The organism is Streptomyces sp. NPDC027663 (assembly GCF_055566415.1).
In genome coordinates, this window is sequence record NZ_JBVHSK010000004.1 from 387241 (window position 1) to 411354 (window position 24114).

Annotated in this window: 25 protein-coding genes; 17 read left to right on the forward strand and 8 right to left on the reverse strand. The window is 73.1% G+C overall.

All coding sequences use genetic code 11. From position 1 onward, the window contains the following. Positions 1-116: 116 nt before the first annotated feature. The 3 genes from ACZ4SF_RS14700 to ACZ4SF_RS14710 all read left to right on the forward strand — a co-directional run bounded on the left by ACZ4SF_RS14700 (position 117) and on the right by ACZ4SF_RS14710 (position 3957). On the forward strand, positions 117-2468 hold the full coding sequence (locus tag ACZ4SF_RS14700; protein WP_468383299.1) for a histidine kinase: 2352 nt from the start codon (positions 117-119) through the stop codon (positions 2466-2468). After that, on the forward strand, positions 2465-3124 hold the full coding sequence (locus ACZ4SF_RS14705) for a response regulator (RefSeq protein WP_468383302.1): 660 nt from the start codon (positions 2465-2467) through the stop codon (positions 3122-3124). Before ACZ4SF_RS14700 ends, ACZ4SF_RS14705 begins: the two co-directional genes overlap by 4 nt. Positions 3125-3207: 83 nt before the next feature. Next, positions 3208-3957 (forward strand): SDR family oxidoreductase, encoded by a 750-nt coding sequence (locus ACZ4SF_RS14710; protein WP_468383305.1) that lies wholly within the window; start codon positions 3208-3210, stop codon positions 3955-3957. Positions 3958-3981: 24 nt separating this feature from the next. Here ACZ4SF_RS14710 and ACZ4SF_RS14715 read toward each other — a convergent pair whose 3' ends face one another. The 4 genes from ACZ4SF_RS14715 to ACZ4SF_RS14730 all read right to left on the reverse strand — a co-directional run bounded on the left by ACZ4SF_RS14715 (position 3982) and on the right by ACZ4SF_RS14730 (position 7800). Next, a complete protein-coding gene (locus ACZ4SF_RS14715) occupies positions 3982-5046 on the reverse strand; it encodes a YihY/virulence factor BrkB family protein (protein WP_468383308.1) in 1065 nt (354 codons plus the stop codon). A 109-nt stretch (positions 5047-5155) separates the two neighbouring features. After that, entirely contained in the window at positions 5156-5758 is a 603-nt protein-coding gene (locus ACZ4SF_RS14720; protein WP_468383311.1) for an Rv1733c family protein, read from the reverse strand. A gap of 153 nt (positions 5759-5911) precedes the next feature. Next, positions 5912-6784 (reverse strand): TIGR03943 family putative permease subunit, encoded by an 873-nt coding sequence (locus tag ACZ4SF_RS14725; protein ID WP_468383314.1) that lies wholly within the window; start codon positions 6782-6784, stop codon positions 5912-5914. After that, complete coding sequence (locus ACZ4SF_RS14730) at positions 6781-7800, reverse strand: permease (RefSeq protein ID WP_468383317.1); 1020 nt, start codon at positions 7798-7800, stop codon at positions 6781-6783. The genes ACZ4SF_RS14725 and ACZ4SF_RS14730 overlap by 4 nt, the downstream gene beginning before the upstream one ends. Before the next feature lie 213 nt (positions 7801-8013). On the opposite strand from ACZ4SF_RS14730, the gene ACZ4SF_RS14735 reads away from it, so the two are divergent. The 5 genes from ACZ4SF_RS14735 (at position 8014) to ACZ4SF_RS14755 (ending at position 12532) form a co-directional block, all read left to right on the forward strand. Continuing rightward, positions 8014-8811, forward strand: coding sequence for a serine hydrolase (locus tag ACZ4SF_RS14735; RefSeq protein ID WP_468383320.1), 798 nt, complete (start codon positions 8014-8016; stop codon positions 8809-8811). Between the two features lie 215 nt (positions 8812-9026). After that, a complete protein-coding gene (locus ACZ4SF_RS14740) occupies positions 9027-9257 on the forward strand; it encodes a response regulator transcription factor (protein WP_468383323.1) in 231 nt (76 codons plus the stop codon). Between the two features lie 99 nt (positions 9258-9356). Further along, complete coding sequence (locus ACZ4SF_RS14745) at positions 9357-10430, forward strand: hypothetical protein (RefSeq protein WP_468383326.1); 1074 nt, start codon at positions 9357-9359, stop codon at positions 10428-10430. 215 nt (positions 10431-10645) lie between these two features. Next, positions 10646-11059 (forward strand): SRPBCC family protein, encoded by a 414-nt coding sequence (locus ACZ4SF_RS14750; RefSeq protein ID WP_468383329.1) that lies wholly within the window; start codon positions 10646-10648, stop codon positions 11057-11059. Between the two features lie 153 nt (positions 11060-11212). Then, entirely contained in the window at positions 11213-12532 is a 1320-nt protein-coding gene (locus tag ACZ4SF_RS14755; RefSeq protein WP_468383332.1) for a hypothetical protein, read from the forward strand. Between the two features lie 38 nt (positions 12533-12570). Here ACZ4SF_RS14755 and ACZ4SF_RS14760 read toward each other — a convergent pair whose 3' ends face one another. Next, positions 12571-14166, reverse strand: a complete 1596-nt coding sequence (locus ACZ4SF_RS14760) for a hypothetical protein (protein WP_468383335.1) — start codon at positions 14164-14166, stop codon at positions 12571-12573. Positions 14167-14277: 111 nt separating this feature from the next. Between ACZ4SF_RS14760 and ACZ4SF_RS14765 the strand changes: the two genes are divergently transcribed. The 9 genes from ACZ4SF_RS14765 to hypA all read left to right on the forward strand — a co-directional run bounded on the left by ACZ4SF_RS14765 (position 14278) and on the right by hypA (position 21538). After that, on the forward strand, positions 14278-14760 hold the full coding sequence (locus ACZ4SF_RS14765) for a SpoIIE family protein phosphatase (RefSeq protein ID WP_468383338.1): 483 nt from the start codon (positions 14278-14280) through the stop codon (positions 14758-14760). Between the two features lie 352 nt (positions 14761-15112). Further along, the gene (locus ACZ4SF_RS14770) at positions 15113-16639 is read left to right on the forward strand and encodes a hypothetical protein (protein ID WP_468383341.1); all 1527 of its coding nucleotides are present in this window, start codon (positions 15113-15115) and stop codon (positions 16637-16639) included. Beyond that, positions 16636-17724 carry an NADH-quinone oxidoreductase subunit B family protein gene (locus tag ACZ4SF_RS14775; RefSeq protein WP_468383344.1) on the forward strand — a complete coding sequence of 363 codons (1089 nt, stop codon included), beginning with the start codon at positions 16636-16638 and terminating at the stop codon, positions 17722-17724. The genes ACZ4SF_RS14770 and ACZ4SF_RS14775 overlap by 4 nt, the downstream gene beginning before the upstream one ends. A gap of 76 nt (positions 17725-17800) precedes the next feature. After that, on the forward strand, positions 17801-19594 hold the full coding sequence (locus ACZ4SF_RS14780; RefSeq protein ID WP_468383346.1) for a nickel-dependent hydrogenase large subunit: 1794 nt from the start codon (positions 17801-17803) through the stop codon (positions 19592-19594). Further along, positions 19587-20141 carry a NifU family protein gene (locus ACZ4SF_RS14785; RefSeq protein ID WP_468383349.1) on the forward strand — a complete coding sequence of 185 codons (555 nt, stop codon included), beginning with the start codon at positions 19587-19589 and terminating at the stop codon, positions 20139-20141. The genes ACZ4SF_RS14780 and ACZ4SF_RS14785 overlap by 8 nt, the downstream gene beginning before the upstream one ends. Next, positions 20138-20734: a DUF5947 family protein gene (locus tag ACZ4SF_RS14790; protein ID WP_468383351.1), complete on the forward strand. Its 597-nt coding sequence runs from the start codon at positions 20138-20140 to the stop codon at positions 20732-20734. The genes ACZ4SF_RS14785 and ACZ4SF_RS14790 overlap by 4 nt, the downstream gene beginning before the upstream one ends. Before the next feature lie 21 nt (positions 20735-20755). Continuing rightward, complete coding sequence (locus ACZ4SF_RS14795; RefSeq protein WP_201834439.1) at positions 20756-20962, forward strand: hypothetical protein; 207 nt, start codon at positions 20756-20758, stop codon at positions 20960-20962. A gap of 20 nt (positions 20963-20982) precedes the next feature. Continuing rightward, positions 20983-21174 carry a hypothetical protein gene (locus ACZ4SF_RS14800; protein WP_468383354.1) on the forward strand — a complete coding sequence of 64 codons (192 nt, stop codon included), beginning with the start codon at positions 20983-20985 and terminating at the stop codon, positions 21172-21174. Between the two features lie 7 nt (positions 21175-21181). Next, positions 21182-21538, forward strand: coding sequence for a hydrogenase maturation nickel metallochaperone HypA (hypA, locus tag ACZ4SF_RS14805; protein ID WP_468383356.1), 357 nt, complete (start codon positions 21182-21184; stop codon positions 21536-21538). Between the two features lie 72 nt (positions 21539-21610). Here hypA and hypE read toward each other — a convergent pair whose 3' ends face one another. From hypE to ACZ4SF_RS14820, 3 genes are read right to left on the reverse strand one after another with little or no spacing between them, the layout of a single operon-like run. Further along, on the reverse strand, positions 21611-22690 hold the full coding sequence (hypE, locus tag ACZ4SF_RS14810) for a hydrogenase expression/formation protein HypE (RefSeq protein ID WP_468383357.1): 1080 nt from the start codon (positions 22688-22690) through the stop codon (positions 21611-21613). Beyond that, complete coding sequence (gene hypD, locus ACZ4SF_RS14815; protein WP_468383360.1) at positions 22683-23825, reverse strand: hydrogenase formation protein HypD; 1143 nt, start codon at positions 23823-23825, stop codon at positions 22683-22685. The genes hypE and hypD overlap by 8 nt, the downstream gene beginning before the upstream one ends. Beyond that, positions 23822-24112: a HypC/HybG/HupF family hydrogenase formation chaperone gene (locus tag ACZ4SF_RS14820; RefSeq protein ID WP_468383362.1), complete on the reverse strand. Its 291-nt coding sequence runs from the start codon at positions 24110-24112 to the stop codon at positions 23822-23824. Before ACZ4SF_RS14820 ends, hypD begins: the two co-directional genes overlap by 4 nt. Positions 24113-24114 lie beyond the last annotated feature (2 nt).

Sequence of the window (24114 nt, forward strand, 5' to 3'; positions counted from 1 at the left end):
CCCGGGAACGCCATCGGACCAGGGCATGACCGGCGTCTCTATCTCTGGTTGGGGACGGACCTCGCCCTCGGGGCCGGTGCCTGCCGTTCACTGCGGCCCTTACGCTCGTCGGCGACATGGAGACGACACGCAACTGGCTTCTGCCCCTGCTGCTGGCGGCCGGGCAGGGCGTCCTGCTGTGGCCCGGGGTGGGCCCGGACGGCACGCTCCGCGGCGCTGCCCTCGTCGGCGTGCTCTGCGCGCTGGCCGTGGAGACGGTCGCGCTGGGGCGGCGCCGGACGGCCCCCGTGCGGGCGCTGGCCGCGACCCTGGGCACCGCGGTCCTCGGCGGACTCGTCTGGCCGGACGGCTACCCCGGCCTCGGTCCGCCGATCGCCCTGTACTCCGTCGCAGCCCGCTGCCCCCTGCCGGTCACCGTACGGGCGCTCGCCGCCACCGTGGGCGTCGAGTGGCTGCTGGGCGCCGTACAGGAGGGTCTGCGGGCCTCGCTGCTGTCGGTCATGCTGATCGTCCTCGGCGCGTACCTGCTGTGCGCGGGACTCGGTGAGGCGCGGCGGCAGTGGCTCGCCGGCCGGCTCTCGGCGACCCGCCGGCTGGCCGGGGCGGAGCAGGCCCGGCGGCTGGCGGGCGACGAGGAGCGCCGGCGGCTGGCCCGGGAGCTGCACGACGTGAGTGCCCATCACCTCACCTCGGTCGTGGTGACCGTGGACGCCGCGCACCGGCTCGGCGGCACCCGGCCCGGTCTGGCCGCCGAGGCGTTGGCGTTCGCGGAGCGCACCGGCGCCGAGACGCTGACGTCGCTGCAACGGCTCGTCGGACTGCTGCGGGACGCCGACCGCCCCGATCACCGGCCCATGAGCTGGCGGATCGAGGAACTGGTCGCGGGCTTCGGCCGGTTGGGTCGGCCGGTGACCGCGCAGTTCCCGGACGACCTGGCCGGTCCGTCGGCCGAGGCGATCCACGGAATCGTCCGCGAGGCCCTGACGAACGCGTTGCGGTACGCGCCCGGCGCCGCCGCCAAGGTGCTGGTGCGGAGGGTGAACGGGCTGCTGGAACTGACCGTGGAGAACGCGACGCCACGCACCGCGCCACAGGGCACTGGTGGTCTCGGCGCGGGACGCGGTGTGGCCGGAATGCGGGAACGGGCCGCGTCGGCCGGCGGCGAGCTGACCGCCGGGCCCACGCCGGAGGGCGGCTGGCGGGTCCGCGCGACGCTGCCGGACGGGGCCGAGCCGCAGCGGCCTCTGGAGGACGCCTGGCGGCGTGACGTCCTGCGGGAGCAGCGGTTCACCGATCCCGCGCTGGCGTCGGCGGCGTTGATCCTGCCGTTGGCGTGCGCGCTCGCCGTCACCGAGGACTGGTCGGCCGCCGCACGGCACGCCGCGCTGCCGGCGCTGCTCGCCGTGACCGCGCTTCTGGCGCTGCACGCGCTTCCCCTGGTGTGGCGCAGGCGTGCCCCGTGGGCCGTGTTCCTCGCCGTCATGGCGACGGCGTGGCTCGGGCCGTTGACCGTCGTCGCGGCGCAGTTGCCGTCCCGGGTCGCGGAGTTCCTCCTGTTCGGGACGCTGGTGGAGGTCCTGACGGTGTATGCGGTCGCCGCGTACGGGCAGGGACCCGGGCGCACCTGGCCCGCGCCGGCCGTGGGCGCGCTCGGGACGGCCTGCGTCGTGACGGCGGTCGCGTGCTCCGACGGCTCCGTGGGGGGCGACCCGGCGGGCCCGGCCGACTTCGTCCTGCTGCCGTTCTTCGTCTGCGCCCTGCTGGCCCCGCTGTTCGCCGCCGTGTGGGGTGCCGGTCTGTTCGTGCGGCGCCGCCGGCTGCGGGCCCTGGCGTACGACGAGTTCGCGTGGGCCAGCTCGCTGTGGCAGGCGGGCCGGGCCGCGGAGGCCGAACGCCGGCGGCTGGCCGCCTCGTTGCGCGATGCGGTGCTCACGCGCACCCGGGCACTGGTCGGGGCGGCCCGGCGGGGGGACCTGGAGGAGGTGGCCGGCGCGGCCAGGGCGGCGCTGGCCGCGATGCGCGAGATGCTGCACAGCCTGGGTGACGGTGAGGGGGACGGCCCCGCCGGCCGGCTCGCTCCCTCGCCGACCGCCGCCGACCTCGACGCGCTGTGCCGGACGCTGTGCTCCGCCGGCCGCGACGTACGGGTGCGGGGGCTGCCCGAGGCGGCCCGCGATCTGCCGCCGTCGGTGCAGGTGTCGACGTACCGGATCGTCGAGACCGCGCTCGGCGCGGGCGATCTCGGCCCGGCGCGGGTGTACCTGCGGCGGCGCCGCGGCACCCTGCGGATCACGGTGACGGGGGTGCGGCTCGCCGTCGCGGGTCCGGTCGCCGAGCGGCTGCGGGTACAGGTCGCCGCGGGTGAGGGCCGGATCCTGTGCGAGCCTGCCGGTACGCTACGGGTGTCGTTGCCGGCCGGAGCCGTTCCGGCCCCCGTCCAGGAGGTGTCCCCGTCGCCGTACGCGTGATCGTCGTGGACGACCAGGCCGTGGTCCGGGCGGGATTCGCCGCCATCGTCGACGCCGAACCCGGTCTGACCGTGGTGGCCGAGGCCGGTGACGGAGCGACGGCGGTGTCACTCGCCGCCGCGGAGGGGGCCGACCTCGTCCTGATGGACATCCGGATGCCGGGCATGGACGGACTCACCGCGACCCGGCTGATCACCGCCGTCGAGGACGGCCCACGGGTGCTGGTCCTGACCACGTTCGACCTGGACGAGTACGTGTACGAGGCGCTGCGTGCCGGCGCGTCCGGGTTCCTGCTGAAGGACGCCCGGCCCGAGGAACTGCTGTCCGCGATCCGGGTCGTCGCAGCCGGCGAAGGCATCCTGGCGCCCGCGGTGACCCGCCGGCTCATCGACACCTTCGCCCGCAGCGTCCCGCCCCCGCCCGCGGCGACCGGGGTGCTCGGCCGGCTGACGCTGAGGGAGCGGGAGGTGCTGCTGAAGATCGCCGCCGGGCTCACCAACGCCGAGATCGGCGCCGAACTCGGCGTGACCACAGGCACCGTGAAAAGTCATGTGAACGCCCTGCTGTCCAAACTCGGCCTCCGCGACCGGGTCCAGGCCACGATCCTCGCCTACGAGAGCGGACTCGTCAGCCCCGGCGGGATCCCCCGCTCCTGACCGCGCGTCGTGCGGCGAGGGCTGCGCAGGTCGATGTCCGTTCGCCGCCGGTGTTCCCGCTGGCCGTCCGGTGGGATGGAGCCATGACTTCACGAGCAGCCCTGCAGGGCAAGAAGGTACTGGTCACCGGCGGCAGCCGAGGCATCGGCGCGGCGACGGCACGGCGACTGGCCCGGGACGGCGCCGACATCGCCGTGACCTATGTGAACGGCAAGGACGCGGCCGACGACGTCGTACGGGACGTCGAGGCCCTGGGACGGCGGGCGGTGGCCCTGCGCGCGGACTCCGCGGACGCGGCGGAAGCGGCGGGCGCGGTGCACCGCGCGGCGGAGGCACTGGGCGGCCTGGACGTCCTGGTGAACAACGCGGCCGTCGGGGTGATGGGCCCGCTGGAGAACCTGTCGCTCGCCGATGTCGACCGGGTCCTCTCCGTGAACGTGCGCGGAGCGTTCCTGGCCGCCCGGTCCGCCGCCGCCCTGATGGGGGCCGGCGGGCGGATCGTCACCGTCGGCAGTTGTGTCACCTCGCGCGTGCCGGGCCCCGGCGCCACGCTGTACGCGATGAGCAAGTCGGCCATGGTCGGGCTGACGACGGCGCTGGCCCGGGAACTGGCCGGGCGCGGCATCACGGCGAACGTCGTGCATCCGGGCCCGACCGACACCGACATGAACCCGGCCGACGGCCCGTCCGCGGCCCACCAGGCGGCCATGACCGCCCTGGGCCGCTACGGCACGGCCGAGGAAGTGGCGTCCATGGTGGCGTTCCTGGCCGGGCCGGACGCCGGGTACGTGACGGGCGCGGAGTTCTCGGTGGACGGCGGATACGGGGCCTGACGAGGGCCGGGAGGGTGTACGGCGTCAGGGCTCGTCCAGGCGGCGTACGTCCTCCTCGTCCCACTTCCTGGTGTCCCGGGGCTGGGTGTAGGGCTCGGACTGCGGCGGGTGACCGCCGGCGATGGCGCGCTGCCGCGCGGTCTCCGCGTCGAACTCCAGGCCCAGCAGGATCGCCAGGTTGGTGATCCACAGCCAGACCAGGAAGACGATGACGCCGGCCATGGTGCCGTAGGTCTTGTTGTAGGAGGCGAAGTTGGCGACGTAGAAGGCGAATCCGGCGGAGGCGGCCATCCAGATGAGCAGGGCGAGGAAGCTGCCGGGGGTCAGCCAGGTGAAGCCTTTCACCTTGGCGTTGGGGGCCGCCCAGTACAGGATCGCGATCATCACGGTGACGAGCAGCACGAGCACCGGCCATTTCGCGACCGCCCACACGGTCAGCGCCGTGTCGCCGATTCCGAACGCCTGTCCGGCGCGGCGGGCGAGACTTCCGGTGAACACCACGATGAGTGCACTGGCCACGGCGAGCACCATCAGGACGACCGTGACGCCGACGCGCACCGGGAGCAGCTTCCACATGGGACGGCCCTCGGGCATGTCGTAGACGGCGTTGGCGGCGCGGATGAAGGCGGCCACATAGCCGGACGCCGACCACACCGCCAGCACGATGCCGACGAGTGCCACGACCGAACCGGTGGCGGCGCCGTTCTGCAACTGCTCCACGGCCCGGGTGATGATGTCGCGGGCGGGGCCCGGGGCCAGGTCCTTGAGGTTGTCGAGCACCCTGTCCGTGACCGACCTGCCGGCGACGGCCAGCAGGGAGACCAGCACCAGCAGGGCGGGGAACAGGGACAGGACCGTGTAGTAGGTGAGTGCTGCGGCCCGGTCGGTGAGTTCGTCGTCCTGGAACTCGCGCAGTGAGCCCCTGAACGCGGCCGCCCAGGCCCGCCGGGGCAGTTTCGCGGGGTTGTCCGGGGCCCGTCGCTCGACGTCCTGGCCGGGCCCTGCTTCCTCGGGCGCCGGTATCCGCGGGGCCGGGGTCTCGTCGCTCGCCTGCCGGCGGTGTCGTCTTGGTACGTGCAGCTTCGCCATACCGGGCGGGTAACCCGGCTGGGCGTCCTCAAGCCCCGCCGTCGGTGCGGTCGTCGGTCCGGCGCACCGGGAGCAGCCACGGCTGCCCGGAGGGCGGGCCCCGGTGCGCTCAGCCCCGGCCTCCGCTGAGGTTCCCCCAGCGGGGTCCGATCTGCTTCCACTCCTCGTCCCACTCGGCCATGCGCCGCCGGATGAGCCGGCCCCGGACCACCCAGCCCGCGACCCAGATCACCGCGCCGACCGACGGGGCGACCAGGGCACCGGTGAGTCCTGCCTGCAGGTCCGCCGCCATACCCGTCACGGGCGCGGGCACCACCCGGTCCGCCTGGTTCGTCCACACCGTCACGCGGCTGCCGGCCGGGGCGCCCGGCGCGACCTTCGCCCGGTCGGCGTGCACCGAGCCGTCCGCGTCCGTCCAGCGCACCCCGGCCCACACGCGCCCGTCGTCGTAGCCGGTCCCGGCGGCCGGGGGGCCGGCCGCGTCGTCGGTGAGGACGGCGGACACGGCCTGTACCCGGGCCAGCCGTGCGGCGAACGCCGACTCGGAGGTGTGGGCCGCCAGCAGACCCGCGAGAGTGCCGCCGACCAGGACGAGCACCCAGGTGAGGAGGACGACCCAGGCCTCGACGGCGTCGCTGTGCCGCCGGAGCGGGTTGCGTCGCCACCGCCACAGCCGCACCCGGTTGACCGTCGTGGGAGGTGTCCGTGTCATCGTCACCGCCTCCTCTCGTGCGGTCTCGCGGACCCGGCCGCCGAGCGTCACGACACCATCCTGCACCTCAACCCGGAGCACGGCGTCTTCTGCGTCACGGAGACGTACGGGGACCTCGTGCGAAACCCCCGCGGACGCCTCCTTCGTCCCCGGTCAGGACGGCCGCAGCGGCAGATCGTCGGTGAAGGCGTTCACCGGCTGGGCGACGGGCCGGGCCTCCTCGACGTCGAGTGCCGCCTCCGCGGTCGCCGTGCCGAGGGTGCCCCGCGCGTGCCAGATCCCGGTCACTTCCAGCCAGGTGTCGGCAGGGGGCGCCTCGGTGCCGTACATGCGTACCTTGACCGTCTGCGAGTCGGCCGCACAGCACGAGAAGATGATGCGGGTCAGGTACCAGCCCTCGTCGTCCTCGCCTGCCGGGGTGACGAAGCCCGTCAGCCGGACGGTACGGCTCTGGACGGCGCGGCTGCGGTCCTGCTGGACGCGCTTGGTGAAGTCCGTGAGGGTCAGCGGCACGGGTGAGGTGGCCGGAAGCGGGGCGAACCCTTTCTGCACGGTGACCGGCCTGCTGTTGGCGCGGGCCGCGGTGTACGCGCCGAGTGCGGGCGGGGCGTAGAAGACCAGGCTGACCGCCGGGAGGAACAGCAGCCAGGCGATGCGCGGGGTGCCGGTGTGGTCGTGGCCGTGACCGTGGCCAGGCCCGCGGTCGTGATCCTGACCCTGGCCGAGCCCGTGATCGTGACCGTGGCCAGGCCGGTCGTGATCGTGATCGTGGCCGTGGCCGGGTTCGTGGCCGTGCCGCTGGTCGTGGCCGGGTGGTGTCCGGTGGTCGTCGTGGGGTGCGGGGTGCCGCCTGCCCCAGGTGGCCGCTCCCGCGAGGGCGAGCAGCAGCAGGACCGCTCCGGAGGCGATCAGCAGCGGGCGCAGTCCGGCCCTGACGTAGCGCAGGTAGGTGTCGGTGAACAGGGTCGCGTGCAGCAGACCTGCCCCGGTCAGTGCCAGGAGCAGGGTCTGGACGGGGCGTTTCACAGCAGGGCGCCTCCGATCAGGACGCTCGCGGCGACCGCCACGACGGTGGTCGCCGTGGAGAACCGCCAGGCGAAGGCCCGGCCGAAGGTCCCCGCCTGCAGGGCGATCAGCTTGAGGTCGACCATCGGACCGACCACCAGGAAGGCGAGCCGGGCGGTCGGCGAGAAACCGGTGAGGGAGGCTGCGACGAAGGCGTCCGCCTCGGAACAGACGGCGAGCAGCACGGCGAGGCCGGCCAGGAAGAGCACCGACAGCCAGGGCGAGCCGGAGAAGGCGTCCAGGACGGAGCGCGGCACGGTGACGTTGAAGGTGGCGGCTGCCATGGCGCCGAGGACGAGGAATCCGCCGGCGTGCAGGAAGTCGTGCTGGAAGCCGAGCCGGAACTCGGTCCAGCGGCTGTGGCCGTGCCGGTGGCCGGTGTTCCGGTGGCGCAGGAGGGGCCGCAGCCATGCGTCCTTGCCCAGCCAGAGCCACAGCCAGCCCATCACGGCCGCCGTGACGAGGGAGGCGAGCAGCCTGGCGGCGACCATCGCGGGGTTGCCCGGGAAGGCGACCGCGGTGGCGGTGAGCACGACGGGGTTGACCGCCGGAGCGGAGAGCAGGAAGGCGAAGGCGGCGGACGGCGGGACCCCCCGGCGGATCAGGCTGCTCGCGACGGGGACGGAGGCGCATTCGCAGCCCGGCAGGACCGCTCCGGCGACCCCCGCGACGGGTACGGCGAGGGCGGGCCGCTTCGGCAGCACCCTGGTGAAGAGGTCTGCGGGTACGAACGCGTTGATGGCGCCGGACAGGGCGGTGCCGAGGAGCAGGAAGGGGAGTGCCTGGACGGTGATCGCCAGGCTCACCGTGCGCCAGGCCTGGACGGCCGGCTCGTTCAGCCACGGTGTGCCCGCGAGGAGGAGCACGGCCAGGGCTCCGGCGGCGAGTGCGAGGGCGGCGCCGAGCGGCCACGGCCGCATGGGGCGCACGGGCGGTCCGGCGGGTACGACCGCCACACCCTCCGCCACACCAACCATTTCATCCGTTTTTTCCATCATCACTCCGGATGTCAGTGTCTGGCCGACGATAAGCGAGGAGCGCTCCCCCGCCACGCGTACACGCCGCCGCGCACGCGACCGGGGCAACCCGATCCGCCCCGTCGGTGGCTCTTCTCACAATCCGGGCATGACGGGCGTCCGAGTGACGGCCGCCACGTCGCCGAGCGCACATTTTGTCTACGTTCGTGACTCATGCCGTCCCACCTCTTCCCCACCGCGCGCGCCAAGGCCGGCACCGTCCTGGCCTCGGCGGCAGCCCTCCTCTCCGCCGGCCTGCTGCATCCGACGCCCGCGGGGGCCGCCCCCGCCACCGAGGCCCCGCACGCCACGGCGGCCGTGCTGGACCTGGACGGCACCGGCCGGACGCCCGTGATCCACGGCGAGGACAGGGCGTACGACACCGCCAGCATCGTCAAGGTCGACATCCTCGCGGCGCTGCTGCTCCAGGCGCAGGACGCGGGACGGCAGCTCACGGCGGAGGAGCGGAAACGCGCCGAACCGATGATCCGGCGCAGCGACAACGCGGCCGCCAATGCTCTGTGGCGGGAGATCGGCCGGGCCTCCGGGCTGGCGAAGGCCAACAAACGTCTGGGCCTGACCTCGACGACGGGCGGCCCCGGCGCCAAGTGGGGCCTGACGCAGACGACTGCCGGCGACCAGATACGGCTGCTGCGGGCCGTGTTCGACACGCGCGGCGCGGGCTCGGCCGCGCTGAACGCGCAGTCCCGCGCCTACATCCGCGGCCTCATGAGTCATGTCGCACCCGAGCAGACCTGGGGCGTCACCGCGGCCGGCGCCAAGGGCGCCCAGCGGGTGCTGAAGAACGGCTGGCTGCAGCGCAACACCACGGGCCTGTGGGACGTCAACAGCGTCGGCGAGGTCACCGTCAAGGGCCACCGGTGCCTGGTCGTGGTGCTGTCGAACGGCAGCGCTTCCATGGGCGACGGCGTGTCCCTGGTCGAGCGGACGGCCCGCGCAGCCGTGGCGTGAGGCGCCCGCCGGCCCCGGTCGCCGGCGCCAGGGCCGAGACACCGTACACGTGGTCCACACCACCGCCGTGTGGTTCAAACCATTCCCCGGCCCCCTGTGACACGCCTGTGACAGGCAGCGGACAGCGCCATGAAATCCGGCGACCAGTCTGGAGGAACAAGGGCAAAACGCCCTAATCGGACAACTCCCCCAGTCGTTCCGCCGGAGGAACCACCATGAGCGCCACTCTCGCCCCGTCGCCCACCGAAGCCCCCGCCGCCGCGCTGGCTCCGCGCGAGCGAGAGACGCTCCGGCACATCGCCGCGGGCCGCACGTACCTCCAGACGGCCCGGCACATGGGACTCTCCACCCACACCGTGGACGCCTACCTGCGCCGCATCCGCGCCAAGTTCAACATCACCAACACGGCCGAGCTGACCCGCATGGCCATCGCCCTGGGCCTGTGAGCACCGCAATGCACTGCGTACCGGCGGCCCGGCACAGCGTGTGCCCGGCGCGGAACCCGAAGAGCCTCCACGACGGGCGGCCGGTGGCAGGATGCCCGGATGGATCTGATCGTGCGCACTGCAGGCAGCCTGCTGGGAACCGAGCTGTCCGACCCGGTCGACCTGGGGGGAAGCCGCCGTAGCACCGTCCTGCGCTGCCGTACCGCGGCCGGCGGCACCGTGATCGTGAAGGCGTACGGCAAGGAGCCCGAAGGGCTGCGGTCCTTCACCGCCGAGGCCGCCGGGCTCTCCCTCGGGACGGCCGGCCCGGCACTGCTGGGCGTGGACCCCGATACTCCGCTGCTGGTCATGGAGGATCTGGGAGACGCGCCGTCGCTGGCGGACGTGCTCCTCGGCGACGACCCGAAGGCCGCGAGGGAGGGACTGCTGGCCTGGGCCCGGGGGCTCGGGCGCCTGGCCGTCCGGTCGGTGACCGGGCGGGAGGAGTTCGCGCGGCTGTCGGCCCGGTTCGACCAGGGTGTGCCGTCCCGGGCGGACGACCCGTGGATCGAGCGGAGAGCCGCCGAGCTGATCCCGTTGCTGGAGCGTTCAGGCATCGCCGTCCCTCCGGGCCTGGCCGACGAGCTGGCCTCGGCCGGCGCGGTGGGCGGTGACCCGTACCCGGCGTTCACGCCCGGGGACACCTGCCCCGACAACAACCTGCTCACCGGGGACGGGCTGCGCCTCATCGACTTCGAGGCGGCGGACTACCAGTCGGTCTTCCTGACGGCGGCCTACTGCCGGATGCCCTTCTCCACCTGCTGGTGCGTCTTCCGGCTGCCGGCCGCACTGGCGCAGGAGGTCGAGCAGACCTATCGCACGGAGGTCGAGACCGTCTACCCGGAGCTGGCCGAGGACACGGTGTGGCAGGCCGGGATGCACCGGGCGATCGCGGTCTGGACGGTCCACTCGACCGTGCCCCTGCTGCCCCTCGCCGACGAGGACCGGCCGCTGCACCGCACCCGGCGCCCGGTTGCGACGGTACGTCAACTGCTGCGCCACCGCTGGGAGGTGGCGAGCACACTGACGGAGTTCCCGGCGTTCGCCCGGACCATGGAACTGCTTCTGCAAGGACCGGCCCACGACTGGCAGGCGCCCCCGCTGCCTCGATACCCGGCCTTCCGCGGCGGCTGACCCACACCGGGCGGCCCCCCGGCCCGGCGCACTCGGCGCTGCCGGAGCTTTCGAACAGCCGCGGAAGGGGCACGCGACCGGATTCCCGGGGGCGGTGGAAGGACACACGACCGAATTCCCGGGGCCGCGGAAGGGCACGCGACCGGTGCTTTTCGGCTGCCGCGGAAGGGGCACGCGGTCGGGGTACGACTTCCGACCGGAGGGGCGGTACCACGATGACCGAGTACGAACGTTCCCGCACGATGCCCGCTCAGCCCGAGCACGTCTTCGACCAGGCGGCCAATGCCGACCAGCTCGACGCCTGGCTCCCGGACGCCCTGCACGTGGACGTCGAGGACCCGCCCGCCGTGACCGTGCACGAGGACCGCTCCGGCGCGGACACTCCCGCGCTGCTGCGGTCCCGGCCCGAGCAGATGCGCCTGGAGTGGGGCACCCGGGAGCAGGGCAGCTACACCGGCTGGCTCCAGGTCGCCGGGATCGGCAGCGGCGCCAGCGAGGTGACCGTGCACCTGTCGTTCTTCGCCGGCGGCCACGACCCGGGCGAGCAGGCGGTGTACGACGCCCTGGACGGCAGCCTGCGGCGGCTGGAGGAGCAGGTGCGGATGCGGGTCGACAACGCGGGTGGCTGAGGGCAGCCGTCAGCCGGACAGCGAGGGCCTCCCCGCAGACACCGGGGTGGCCCTCTCGTACAACCCTTCCGCCACGGCAGGAGTCTCCCCGAGCGGCACGCACGCCGGCGTGCCGTTCATCCGTTCGTAGCCGTCACACATCCCGAGGATTCCATGCCGTTCACCAACTCAGGCCCCCGTGCACTGTGGCAGACCGCCGGTGCGGTCGGCGCCGTCGCCCTGATCGCGCTGGGTGCCGCTCCCGCATCCGCCGACGAGTCCGACGAGTCCGCAGCCGGTCTGGTGCTGGGCACCGTCGCGCCGGTCGACGGGGTCGAGCCGGGTGGCGAGTTCGGGGTGCCGACCGGTTTCACCCGCACGGGCGACTCGGTCCTCGGCAAGGTCTGGATGTCGTACTCCGTCACGCGCGGCCTGAGTCACACCGCCATGCCGTCCAACTGCCGCCGCTACGACGTGGTTTCCTTCGACGAGGCGCCGAGCACCTCGCACCTGGTCTGCGAGTTCGACCAGCGGATCGAGCCCGGTGTGGTGTACGCCCCCGAGCATCCGGTGACGCTCGAGGCGCTCGATCACGCGCTGTACGACGAACTGCGGGTGTCGGTCGCCGAGAACGACCCCGCCCCGACGGACGGCGCCTCCGAGCCGGTGCAGGGCACGGGCCCCGCGCTGAAGCTGGTCCAGCGGCCCGACGAGACACCGGCCGCTCCCGGCTCCGCCCGGCACGACGGCTGGGACGCGGCCGACACGACGGTCACGACCGTCAACAAGGCCGACTTCCGGGTGACGGGCGCCCGGCTGCAGGGCCGCGTGGGTGAAACCGTCGGCCTGGAGGTGAAGTTCACCAACGCCGGTCCCGCCTGGGTGCTGCGGAAGCTCGACACACCGGCGACGCGCGTACTGATCAAGATGCCGGCCGGCACGTCGGTGACCAAGGCCGACGGGTCCTGCAAGAAGACCGCGCCGGGCAGCTACGACTGCGGCACCGGTCAGCGCTGGGTGGACGAAGGCCGCGGTGAGAGCTACGAGTTCACGGTCCGGATCGACAAGTCCGTGCCGGGCGCCGAGGGTTCCGTGGCGCTCGGGGGTCAGCCCCGCCCCTTCGACTCCGACAAGGACAACGACACCGCCGCCGTCGAACTCGAGGTGACCGGCGGCGGTTCGGCGGGCGGCACCGGCTCCGCCGGAGGCGGCTCGGCGTCCTCCACCGGTGGCACGGGGAACACCGGCGGTTCCGGTTCCGCGGCGGGCGGCTCGTCGACGAGCGGCACGTCCGGCTCGACGTCGACGGCCGGTGCGAGCAGTGGTGCGGCCGGCGGTTCCGCCCCGTCGTCGTCCTCGGGGTCCTCGGGCGGCGACCTGGCGAGCACCGGCTCGGGTGCGGTCCTGCCCGTCGCGGCCGTCGCGGCCGGTGCGGTGCTGGCCGGTGCCGCAGCGATCGTGGCCGTACGGCGCCGGGCCGGCCGGCGGCGCTGACCGGCACGGGGTACCGGCCGGCCCGCTCCGGCCGCCGGTCAGTACCCCGACCCGAGCCGCCGGGTCGTGTACGCGCACTCCGTGTAGAGGTAGCCGGACCTGAGCTCGGCGGTGTCCGATGCCGGTGCGGCGGTGCTGTCGCCGTCCGGCTTGTGCACGAAGTACGTGGTGCCGACGGGCAGGCTGATCGTGCGCTGCGGATAGTGCCTGCCGCTGTCGTTGCAGGGCTTGAAGCCGGTGAACAGCGTGTCGGTGAGCGAGTACGCCTTGCAGTTGCCGCAGCCCTTGAGGGTGAAGCTGCCCGTGACCGGTCCGGTGTACAGCACGGTGATGTCGTCCGGGCTGTCGTTCTTGACGGTGACGGAGATGCTGCCGCCGGAGGCCGTGGTGGGCAGTTTCCGGCCGGCCGCGGGGAGCGTCCGGGCGACCTCGGCGGCTATGGCGATCTTCTGGGCGCGGGTCCGGTTCCGGTCGTGCTTGTGGTCGGCGGCGAACTGCTCCATGGTCTTCTGCGCCGCGTCGAAGTCGCCCTCCTTGTACTGGTCGACACCGCACGCGTACGCTCCGGAGCCGCCGCTGCGGCCGGCCCGGCTCGCGGCCCGCGCCAGCCCGTCGTCGGGGTCGCCGGCCGCCGTGGACAGGTCGCCGATCCGGGTGCCGAGGGTGCGCAACTGCTCGACGGCCGTGCAGGGTTCGTCGCCGTCGACGGCCTTCTCCGCCTTCTTCACCGCCGCGTCGACAGCGGGCCCCACCCTGGCCGCCGCACCGGACCGCGGGAAGGTGTCCAGCAGGTCGCCGAAGCGGGTCACCCAGCCTGCCTCGCCGGTCGCCAGGTCCTGTGCGCCGCACTCGTACAGCGCGGTCGCGAGCCGGTCGTCGGGCCAGCGGGCCAGCGGGCCGAGCTGGTCCCGCGGCATCGTGCGGGGCACGGTACGCAGGAATCTCAGTGGCTCCACGGCATCGCAGTAGTCCCGGTGGCCGTAGGCCGAGCCGACCGTCGTGTAGTAGGTCCGCAGACTGCCGGGGACCCGGCCGGCGGCGCGGGAGCCCGCGTGGTGCCCGGCGATGTCGCGGTAGACCTCCAGAGCCGTCCGGTAGTCGTCCTCGGCGGCGTCGAACGGCCGTCGGCCGCTCGTGGCCACCAGGTCGTCCGCCCGCTCCAGGCGGTCCAGGAGCGCCTGCTCGACCGCTTCGGCGTGGGCGTCCTCGTACCAGAGGGCGCCGCCTGCCGGGACGGCGAGCAGCAGCACGCCCAGCAGCAGCGCGAGGGGGCTTCTGGCGGGCCGGGCCAAGGGGGTGCGCAGGCCGGTGAGCGCGCCGTGGACGGCCGCCGCCAGCAGGAGGACGGCGTAGCCGGCGAGCGCGGCGCCGGGGACGCCGTCGGCGTCGGCGGGGAGCGCGAAGAGCAGCAGGAGGCCGGTCGCCACCCAGCAGGCGGCCATCGGGAGCGGGCGCCGCAGGAGCGCGTAGCCGAGTCCGAGGCCGCTCAGGTTGAGCAGGGCGACCGCCGTGGCCCGCCAGGCGTCCGGCGGCGCGGGCGGCGGGCCCGACGGCATCGGCGGCGGAGTCGGTGGCACGGGCGGGACGGGCGGCCCGCCGAACCCTTCACCCGGACCGTACGGACCTCCGGACATGACGGCTCCCCCCGGTCAACAGCGCCTGCATGTCTGCGGATCCGCAGTGTACGGGCGCGGGCTCGGACCCGACAGGGGTTCGACCGCCGGGTACTGCGGACCTTGTCCGACGTGGCGCGGCAGCCGGCCGCCACGGGCCGGCTCCTCGACGCGCAGCCCGCGGCGGCCGACGCGGCCGGCCCGGGCCCCGCCTTCGCCCAGCCCTGTGCGCGGCTGCTGCGGACGACGGCCCTGTGCGCCTACTCCTGCCGGGGTGGCCGGCCGCACCCCGCGCTGCCCGCCGCGCGGCAGGCCCTGACCCGCCTCGGGGCCACCGCCTGCGACCGCCCGGCCGCCGCTGCCGAGGGCGGCCGCCTGATCCGCCCCCTGGAGTCGGCCCTGGCCTGTCTGGCCGCACCGGCCCCCGCCCCGCCCCTGCGCACCCGACGGCTCTCCACACCACTACGGCCTCATCTGACCGTGCCGTTCGGCCCGGGAGACCGCCTGCTGCTGTACACGGACGGCTTCACCGAGGCCCGCGACCGGCGGGGCCGCTTCCTCGACCTGCCCGGCCACGTCGAGGCACACGCCGGCCGCCCCCTGGAGCGCTGGTGACCGGTCTGCGCCGCGACCTCCTGCGCCATGTGCACGGCGACCTCGGCGACGACGCGGCGCTGGTGGCACTGGAGCGGCTGCCCGAGCGGCCGGAGCCGCGGTGACCGGACGGGCCGTCCGGCCGATCGACCGCCCGCCGGACGGCGGACCGTCGATCGGACGTGGGCCGTCCGTGCACCTGCACCGCCACCGCCGTCTGCACCGGAGTCACCCGTGACCTTGTCGAACGTCCCGGAACCAGCGGGCCAATCCCCTGTCCGGCGCAATAACGGTGCGCCGGAGGGGCGCGTGGCCGTGACGGGTGTGACCGTGGGGAAAGGATCCGCGGACGCATCGACGGCGAGGAGAGAGCATGGCGAACGGAGTCGGCGAGGGCTGTGCGCAGCTGAGTGCCGTGGCGGACGCCGTGCTCTACGAGGGCTATCTGCTGTATCCCTATCGCCGGTCCTCGGCGAAGAACCGGGTCCGCTGGCAGTTCGGGGTGCTGCTGCCCCGCAACTGGGTGGAGCGGGACGCGCCGGTCGCGCCCGGGATCTCCGGCTCGGCGGACTCGTGGTACCAGCAGACCGAGTGCCTGCTGCGGGTCCGTGACGCCGACCCGGTCGTCCGGGTGCGGGTGCGGTATCTGCAGATGCAGCACAAGCAGGTGGAGGCGGCCGACGGCAACGGGGGGCATCGCCCGGTCGAGGCCCTGCGGACCGGCGACGGTGCGGCCCATCTGTCGTTCGAGGAGGCGGTGCCCCGCGAGAGCGAGCTGGTGCTGCCGCTGGCGGAGCTGCTGCAAGGCGGTCGGACCACCGCCGTCGGGGCACCCGCCGGGACGGAGTACGAGCCGTTGCCGGCGGGGGCGGGCCGGACGGTGCGCCGGCGCCGGGAGGTGCGGGCCGGGACGACGGTCGTGGCCGAGCCGCTCACGCCGGAGCTGTACCGGCTGCGGGTGCGCACCGAGAACACCGGCGAGGCCCCGGACTCCCGGGCTGCACGCGGTGCGGTGCTGGGCCAGGCGCTGCTCGCCACGCACACCCTCCTCACCGGGGACGGGGTGGAGTTCGTGTCGCTGATCGACCCGCCCGCCACCCTCGCGGAGCAGGCCCGCGGCTGCCGCAACGCCTTCACGTTCCCCGTGCTCGGCGGTGCACCCCCGCAGTCCGGCACCGAGGACGGGGCGACCGGCACCATGCTGCTCTCGGCGCCGATCATCCTGCCGGACCATCCGCAGGTGGCGCCGGAGAGCCCGGGCGACCTGCACGACGCGGCGGAGATCGACGAGATCCTCACGCTGCGCACGATGCTGCTGACCGACGAGGAGAAGGCCGAGGCGCGGGCCACCGATTCACGGGCCGCGCAGATCCTCGACCGGGTGGAGACCATGCCCCAGGAGGTCTTCGCCCGGCTGCACGGCACCATCCGTTCCCTGACCCCCGCTCGGACCGCTGCCGAAGCGCGGCCCTCCTGGTGGCAGGAGGGCGGTGACGACGGTCTGTCCCCGGCGACGGACACCGTGCTGGTGGACGGCGTGCCGGTGGGCGGCGGCAGCCGGGTGCGGCTCCGGCCGCGCGGCCGGGGTGCCGACGCCCAGGACATGTTCCTGGACGGGCGCACCGCGGAGGTCGCCGCGGTCTTCCACGACGTGGACGGCAGTGTCCACCTGGCCGTCACGGTGGACGACGACCCGGCCGCCGAACTGCACGGCTGGTACGGCCGGTTCCACTACTTCCGGCCCGACGAGGTGACACCGCTCGGCCGGACCGACGGCGACACGCCGTCCCGTCCCCCTGCGGACGCCCCCGAACAACTCCCTGCCCCTACCCTCGCGGCCCCTTCGGCCGCGGCCTACGACCGACTCCGAGACCGGCTGCAACGGAGGCCGCAGACATGACCACACAGAGCGGTACCACCGAGGTACGCGGCGAGCCCAGCAGGGCCGAGGCCCGCGAAGGCTTCGACGAGATCACCATCCTCTGGATCTCCGAGGGCATGAGCTGTGACGGTGACACCGTCTCGCTCACCGCCGCCGGCCAGCCCTCCATCGAGGACGTCGTGCTCGGCCTCATCCCGGGCCTGCCGAAGGTGAACCTCGTCAACAAGGTGCTGTCACCCAGCCTGGGCGGCGAGGACTTCCTGGCCCCGTACCGGGCCGCGGCCCGGGGCGAGCTGGAACCCTTCATCCTCGTCATCGAGGGCTCGATCCCGAACCAGAACATCATCGAGGGCGACGGCTACTGGACGTCGTTCGGCAACGACCCGGACACCGGTGAGCCGCAGACGCTGAACGACTGGATCGACCAGCTGGCGCCCAGGGCCTGGGCGGTGGTCGCCGCCGGTACCTGTGCGACGTTCGGCGGCATCCACGCCATGGCCGGCAACCCGACCGGCTGCATGGGCCTCGCGGACTACCTGGGCTGGGACTTCAAGGCCCGGTCGGGGCTGCCGGTCGTGAACGTGCCCGGCTGTCCGATCCAGCCGGAGAACTTCATGGAGACCCTGGTCTGGACACTGCAGCACGCCGCCGGTGCCGCTCCCCCGCCGCCGCTGGACCACATGCTGCGTCCGCAGTGGCTGTTCGGCAAGACCGTGCACGAGGGCTGTGACCGCGCCGCCTACTACGAGCAGGGCGACTTCTCGAAGGACTACAACTCCCCCAAGTGCCAGGTGAAGGTGGGCTGCTGGGGTCCGGTCGTCAACTGCAACGTGCCCAAGCGCGGCTGGATGGCCGGCATCGGCGGCTGCCCGAACGTCGGCGGCATCTGCATCGGCTGCACCATGCCGAGCTTCCCCGACGCCTTCATGCCGTTCATGGACGAACCCCCCGGCGGCACGCTGTCGTCGATGGTGATCAGGCCCTACGGCGCCGTCATCCGCCGGCTGCGCGGCCTGACCAACGACATGGTGAACCACGAGCCCAAGTGGCGCCACAACAAGCAGAAGCTGACCAGCGGTTACGACCCGCGCTGGCGCGCATGACACCGCCGCCGGCCGCGCCCGTCCCGCATCCCGCCACCGACCCGCGAAACCCGAACAGCGAGGGGCAGTACCGCAGATGACCACCACCGAGTCCCGGCAGTCAGCACGCAAACCCGCCCAGATCGTGGACATGTCGTGGGATCCGATCACCCGGATCATCGGCAACCTGGGGATCTACACGAAGATCGACTTCGCCAACCGGGAAGTCGTGGAGTGCCACAGCACCTCGTCACTGTTCCGCGGCTATTCGGTGTTCATGAAAGGCAAGGACCCGCGTGACGCCGGGTTCATCACCTCGCGGATCTGCGGCATCTGCGGCGACAACCACACCACCTGCTCCAACTACGCCCAGCAGATGGCGTACGGTGTGAAGCCGCCGAAGCTGGCCGAGCACATCACCAACCTGGGCGAGGCGGCGGAGTACATCTTCGACCACACGCTCTTCCAGGACAACCTGGTCTTCGTGGACTTCTGCGAGGCGATGGTCAAGGCCACCAACCCCGGTCTCCTCGCCCGCGCCGAGCGGACCGACGCGCCCCGCGGCGACATCCACGGCTACCGGACCATCGCCGAGATCATGAAGGCCTTCAACCCGTTCGAGGGCGAGGTCTACAAGGAGGCGCTGAAGGTCAGCCGGATCACCCGGGAGATGTTCTGTCTGATGGAGGGACGGCATGTGCACCCCTCCACGCTGTACCCGGGCGGGGTCGGCACGATGCCGCAGCCGAACACCTTCACCGACTACCTCAGCCGCCTGATGCGCATCATCGACTTCATCAAGAAGGCGGTGGCGATGAACGACGACGTCTTCGACTTCTTCTACGAGGCCCTGCCGGGCTACGAGGAGGTCGGCAAGCGCCGCATCATGCTGGGCTGCTGGGGCGCCTTCCAGAACCCGGACGTCGTCGACTACCGCTACGCGACGATGAACGAGTGGGGCAGGGCGATGTACGTCACCCCGGGCATCATCGTCGACGGGCAGCTCGTCACCAACAACCTCATCGACATCAACCTCGGCCTGCGCATCATGCTGGGCAGCTCGTTCTACGAGGACTGGGTCAACGAGGACCCGTTCGTCACCCACGACCCCCTCGGCAACCCCGTCGACATGCGCCACCCGTGGAACCAGACCACGGTGCCGGTGCCGCAGAAGCGGGACTTCGACGGCAACTACAGCTGGGTGATGAGCCCCCGCTGGTACCACCCGGGGACCGGGGAGCACCTGGCCCTGGACACCGGCGGCGGCCCGCTGGCCCGGCTGTGGTCGACCGCGCTGAGCGGCCTGGTCGACACGCCGTACATCAAGACGACGGGCGGCAGCATCCGCATCACCCTGCCCAAGGGCGAGAAGCTGCCGGAGACGACCCTGGAGTGGCGCATCCCCAAGTGGAGCAACACACTCGAACGGGACCGCGCCCGGCCGTACTTCATCGCCTACGCCGCCGCCATGGCCCTGCAGTTCCTGGAGGAGGCCATGGGAATGCTCAGGAACGGCGACACGAAGGTGTACGAGAACTTCGAGGTGCCGGACGAGTCGATCGGCTGCGGCTTCCACGAGGCGGTGCGCGGGGTCCTCTCGCACCACCTGGTGATCCGGGACAAGAAGATCGCCAACTACCACCCGTACCCGCCCACCCCGTGGAACGCCAGCCCCCGCGACATCTACGGCACCCCGGGACCGTACGAGGACGCCGTCCAGGGCCAGCCGATCTTCGAGGAGAACGGGCCCGACGACTTCAAGGGCGTCGACATCATGCGCACCGTCCGCAGCTTCGACCCCTGTCTGCCGTGCGGTGTCCACATGTACATGGGCAAGGGCAAGACCCTGACCACCGTGCACTCGCCGACGTACGGAGCCAACCATGGCTGAGGCCGCCGTACGGCTCCCGGACCCGGCGGTGGAGGCGCGGCTCGCCCGGCTCGACGAGGTGCTGGCCGCGCTGGAGGCCACGCCCGGCCCGGCGCTGGAGGCGGTGCGGCTGCTGACCGAGGTCTACGGCGAGGCCCTCGCCCGGGTGCTGGACCATGCGGAGGCGCCACTGCGGGAGCAGCTGGCCGACGACGAGTTGCTCGCGCATCTGCTGGTCCTGCACGACATCCACCCGGAGTCCCCGGAGGCCCGGGCCGCCCGGGCGGTGGAGAAGCTGCGGCCGGCGGTGCGCGAGCGCGGCGGTGACCTGGAGTGGGCCGGCGTCGACGGCCGGGTGGCGCGGGTGCGGCTGAGCACCGGCGGCGGATGCGGTTCGGGGTGCGGCGGCGGATCGGCCGGCATGGCCGAGGCCGTGCGGGCGACCGTGCTCGCGGTGGCCCCGGAGCTGGAGTCCGTCGAGCCGGTCGGCACGGAGCGCAAGGCGGCCCCCGCGTTCGTACCGCTGAGCACGATCAAGCGCCGGGCCGTGCCCCAGGAGGCCGGGTGAGCGTGGACGGGGCACTCGCCCGGGTGATCCGCTCCGCCGCCGGCCGCGCGGCGCGGGAGGATTCCGAGACCTGTGAGCTGTGCGCCGCCCGCGTCGGCGCGGACCATCCCCACCTGTACGACACCGGGCCCGCCGAGGTGCGGTGCGTGTGCGGCCCCTGCTCGGTGCTGTTCGCCGACGACGGGGCGGGCGAGGGCCGCTACCGGCTCGTGCCCCGGCGCCGGATGCGGCTGCCGCCGGTGGACACGGCAGTGCTGGGTGTCCCGGTGGGCCTGGTGTTCTTCGTGCCGCGCTCCGACGGCACGGTGACCGCGCAGGGGCCGAGCCCGGCCGGGGCCATGCGGTGGGAGGTGGACGCGGCGGCCTGGCAGCGGCTGGCCGCCACGGTTGCGCAGCTCGCCGCCATGACCCCCGATGTGGAGGCACTGCTGGTGAACACCGTGCGGGGCCTCGACGAACACTGGATCGTGCCGGTCGACGACTGCTACCGGATGATCGCCCTGGTCCGCCGCGAGTGGCAGGGCCTCTCCGGTGGCGGTCGGGTCTGGCCGGCCGTAGAACAGTTCTTCAGGGAGCTGACCGAGCGGTCGTAAGGACCCGGAAGGAGATCCGACATGGGCAGCATCCGAGTGGGCCGCCCCCAGGCCAAGCCCGACACGCCCAGCCACGTGCGCGGACTGCACCAGGGCAACAGGGGCCCGTACAAGCACCAGACCGGACACCACAAGGACGGCAGCTCCGATGCGCGCCGCTCCACCGGTATCCACTGGAAACGGCATGACGCCCTGATCAAGGACATGCCGAACATCTCGCCGGGATGAGAGGGCAGAAAGTGACCGCGATGAACATCGCCATCAGAAGACGAAGGGCCGGCCGGGCCGGGATGTCCGGACGCCGGCTGCTCATGGCCCAGGCAGCCCTGGTCGGCGGCCTGGCCACGGCCCTGTTCGTCAAGGAGTTCCCGGGGATCGTGCGCGAGCTGCGGATCTACCGGATGACCGGCGGGCTGCGCGCAGGCCGCCGGTATCCGTGAGGCCGGCGTGCACGAGCTGTCGATCGCGACCGCGATCGTGGAGCAGGCCGGGGAGATCGCCCGGGCGGACGGCGCCGGCGCAGTCTCGTCGGTGACCGTCCGCGTCGGCGAACTGGCGGGTGTGGTGCCGGACGCGCTGCACTTCGCCTTCGAGGTGGCCCGCGACGGCACGGCGCTCGCCGGGGCGCAGCTGGTCGTGGAGCAGGTGACCGCCCATGCCTGGTGCGCGGGGTGTGCCGAGGAGTTCGCGGTCGGTATGCCGCCGTTCTTCTGGTGCCCGCGCTGCGACCGGCCCTCGCAGGAGCTGCGCAGCGGGCGGGAGCTGGAGATCACGGGGGTCGAACCGGCCCCGGCCCCTGCTTGACGGCGCGAACCCCCCGGCCCCCGCCTGATGGCGGGGGCCGGGGGGTTCGTCGGCCGGCTCGGGGGCGACGGCTCAGCAGATGCGGGGCAGTTGTTCGCCCAGCGGCAGGTCCACCACCCGGGTTCCGCCGAGGCCGGTGGCGACGACGACCATGCCCGGGTGGTCCGCGACGCACTCCCCGATCAGTGCGGCACCCGCGCCCTGCGGATGGGCGTGCATGGCCGCCAGGACCGCTTCGGCGTGCTCCGGAGGCACGAAGGCGACCAGCCGGCCCTCGTTGGCGACGTACAGCGGGTCGAGGCCGAGGAAGCCGCAGGCGTTCGCGACCTCGTCCGGGACCGGCAGCGCCCGCTCCCGCAGCAGCACCCCGGTGCCGGAGGCGCGGGCGATCTCGTTGAGGGACGTGCCGAGGCCGCCCCGGGTGGGGTCGCGCAGCACGTGGATGGCCCGGGTGACCGCCAGCATGGCCGCCACCAGGTCCGCCAGGGGGGCGGTGTCGGAGGTGATCTCGATACCGAACTCCAGGCCTTCGCGCACGCTCATGACGGCCACGCCGTGCAGGCCGATGGGGCCGCTGACGATGACCGCGTCGCCCGGCCGGGCGCGCTGCGGGCGGATGTCGACTCCTTCGGGGACGAGACCGACGCCGGTCGTGGTGACGTAGACGCCGTCGCCGTGCCCGGACTCGACCACCTTGGTGTCGCCCGTGGCCACGGTGACGCCCGCCGCCTCGGCGGCAGCGCCGAGGGCGCGTGCCACGCGGTCCACGACGGCGATTTCCACGCCCTCCTCCAGGATGAAGGCGGCGGACAGGAACGCGGGCCGGGCACCGCTCATCGCCAGGTCGTTGACGGTGCCGTTGACGGCCAGGTCGCCGAGGCTGCCGCCGGGGAAGAACAGCGGGCGCACGACGTAGGAGTCGGTGGAGAAGGCCAGCCGGGCGCCGCCGAGGTGGAGCACGGCGGAGTCGGTGAGGGCGGCCAGGGTGGCGTTGCCGTAGGCGGGGGCGAAGACCTGCTCGACCAGTTCCGCCGACAGGGCACCGCCCCCGCCGTGGCCCAGGACCACGACGGGCTGGTCGCGCAAGGGGGCGGGGCAGGTCCAGCCGGCCGGGTCGAGGGGGGCCGTGTCGGGGGTGAAGAGGTCAGCCAACGGGGTTCATCTCCTCCTGCGGGATCCGGGATCCCTGGGCTGCCGGGGCGTTCATCCGGCGATACAGGTAGTAGGCGGCGCAGGCACCCTCGTTGGAGACCATGGTGGCGCCGAGCGGGGTGCGCGGGGTGCAGGAGGTGCCGAACGCCCCGCACTCGGTGGGTTTGATCAGCCCCTGGAGGACTTCGCCGGCTCGGCACACGGCGGGTTCCTCGGTGCGGATGCCGGTGACGTCGAAGCGGTGTTCGGCGTCGTACGCGCGGAAGGCGTCGGTCAGCCGCCAGCCGCTGCCCGGAATGCGGCCGATGCCCCGCCAGTTGCGGTCGGTGACCTCGAAGACCTCCTCGATCATGCGGACGGCCGCCGGGTTGCCCTGGTCGCGTACGGCGCGGGTGTAGGCGTTCTCCACCCGGTGCTCGCCGCGTTCGAGCTGGTGCACGGCACGGCGGATGCCTTCGAGGATGTCCAGCGGCTCGAAGCCGGTGACGACGACCGGGACCCGGTGCTTCTCGGCGAGGTCCGGGTACTCGGCCGTGCCCATCACGCTGCACACGTGCCCGGCGGCGAGGAAGCCCTGCACCCGGCAGGTGGGGGCCGTCATGATGGCCTCGATCGCCGGCGGGACGCGGACGTGGGAGACCAGCAGGCTGAAGTTGTCCACGCCCAGGCGCCGGGCCTGGTGGACGGCCATCGCGTTGGCCGGGGCGGTCGTCTCGAAGCCGATGGCGAAGAAGACCACCTGCCGTTCGGGGTGTCTGCGGGCCAGGTCCAGCGCGTCCAGCGGCGAATAGACGACCCGTACGTCGCCGCCCTCGCCCTTGACCCGGAACAGGTCCCGGTCGGTGCCGGGGACGCGCAGCATGTCCCCGAAGGAACAGAAGATCACGTCGGGGCGGGCGGCGATCGCCAGGGCCTTGTCGATGACGTCGAGCGGGGTCACGCACACCGGGCAGCCGGGCCCGTGGATCAGCTCCACCTGCTCGGGGAGGAGTTGGTCGATGCCGTGGCGGATGATGGAGTGGGTCTGGCCGCCGCAGACCTCCATCAGGGCCCAGGGGCGGGTGACGGTGGCCCGGATCTCGTCCAGCAGCCGGCGCGCCAGCTCAGGGTCGTTGAACTCGTCGATGTACTTCACCGGACCTCATTCCCGCTCTCCTGCCGCGCCGCCTGCTCCCAGGCGTCGCCGAACTCCTCTTCCAGCAACCCCAGTTGCCCGAACAGCTCCAGGGACGCCCGCGCCGACTGCTCGTCCAGGCGCTGCAGGGCGAAGCCGACGTGGACGATGACGTACTCCCCCACCTTGACGTCGGGCAGGTACTCCAGGCAGGCCTGTTTGCGTACACCGCCGAAGTCGATCAGCCCGGTGAGGGGGTCGGCACGATGGTCGATGGACACGACCTTGCCGGGCACTGCCAGACACATGG

Excerpts from the sequence above, each read along its gene's own strand:
- ACZ4SF_RS14700 (WP_468383299.1), top strand. The coding sequence starts at position 117 with ATGGAGACGACACGCAACTGGCTTCTGCCCCTGCTGCTGGCGGCCGGG.
- ACZ4SF_RS14710 (WP_468383305.1), top strand. The coding sequence starts at position 3,208 with ATGACTTCACGAGCAGCCCTGCAGGGCAAGAAGGTACTGGTCACCGGC.
- ACZ4SF_RS14715 (WP_468383308.1), bottom strand. The coding sequence starts at position 5,046 with ATGGCGAAGCTGCACGTACCAAGACGACACCGCCGGCAGGCGAGCGAC.
- ACZ4SF_RS14720 (WP_468383311.1), bottom strand. The coding sequence starts at position 5,758 with ATGACACGGACACCTCCCACGACGGTCAACCGGGTGCGGCTGTGGCGG.
- ACZ4SF_RS14730 (WP_468383317.1), bottom strand. The coding sequence starts at position 7,800 with ATGGTTGGTGTGGCGGAGGGTGTGGCGGTCGTACCCGCCGGACCGCCC.
- ACZ4SF_RS14735 (WP_468383320.1), top strand. The coding sequence starts at position 8,014 with ATGCCGTCCCACCTCTTCCCCACCGCGCGCGCCAAGGCCGGCACCGTC.
- ACZ4SF_RS14740 (WP_468383323.1), top strand. The coding sequence starts at position 9,027 with ATGAGCGCCACTCTCGCCCCGTCGCCCACCGAAGCCCCCGCCGCCGCG.
- ACZ4SF_RS14745 (WP_468383326.1), top strand. The coding sequence starts at position 9,357 with ATGGATCTGATCGTGCGCACTGCAGGCAGCCTGCTGGGAACCGAGCTG.
- ACZ4SF_RS14750 (WP_468383329.1), top strand. The coding sequence starts at position 10,646 with ATGACCGAGTACGAACGTTCCCGCACGATGCCCGCTCAGCCCGAGCAC.
- ACZ4SF_RS14755 (WP_468383332.1), top strand. The coding sequence starts at position 11,213 with ATGCCGTTCACCAACTCAGGCCCCCGTGCACTGTGGCAGACCGCCGGT.
- ACZ4SF_RS14760 (WP_468383335.1), bottom strand. The coding sequence starts at position 14,166 with ATGTCCGGAGGTCCGTACGGTCCGGGTGAAGGGTTCGGCGGGCCGCCC.
- ACZ4SF_RS14770 (WP_468383341.1), top strand. The coding sequence starts at position 15,113 with ATGGCGAACGGAGTCGGCGAGGGCTGTGCGCAGCTGAGTGCCGTGGCG.
- ACZ4SF_RS14775 (WP_468383344.1), top strand. The coding sequence starts at position 16,636 with ATGACCACACAGAGCGGTACCACCGAGGTACGCGGCGAGCCCAGCAGG.
- ACZ4SF_RS14780 (WP_468383346.1), top strand. The coding sequence starts at position 17,801 with ATGACCACCACCGAGTCCCGGCAGTCAGCACGCAAACCCGCCCAGATC.
- ACZ4SF_RS14785 (WP_468383349.1), top strand. The coding sequence starts at position 19,587 with ATGGCTGAGGCCGCCGTACGGCTCCCGGACCCGGCGGTGGAGGCGCGG.
- ACZ4SF_RS14795 (WP_201834439.1), top strand. The coding sequence starts at position 20,756 with ATGGGCAGCATCCGAGTGGGCCGCCCCCAGGCCAAGCCCGACACGCCC.
- ACZ4SF_RS14800 (WP_468383354.1), top strand. The coding sequence starts at position 20,983 with ATGAACATCGCCATCAGAAGACGAAGGGCCGGCCGGGCCGGGATGTCC.
- ACZ4SF_RS14820 (WP_468383362.1), bottom strand. The coding sequence starts at position 24,112 with ATGTGTCTGGCAGTGCCCGGCAAGGTCGTGTCCATCGACCATCGTGCC.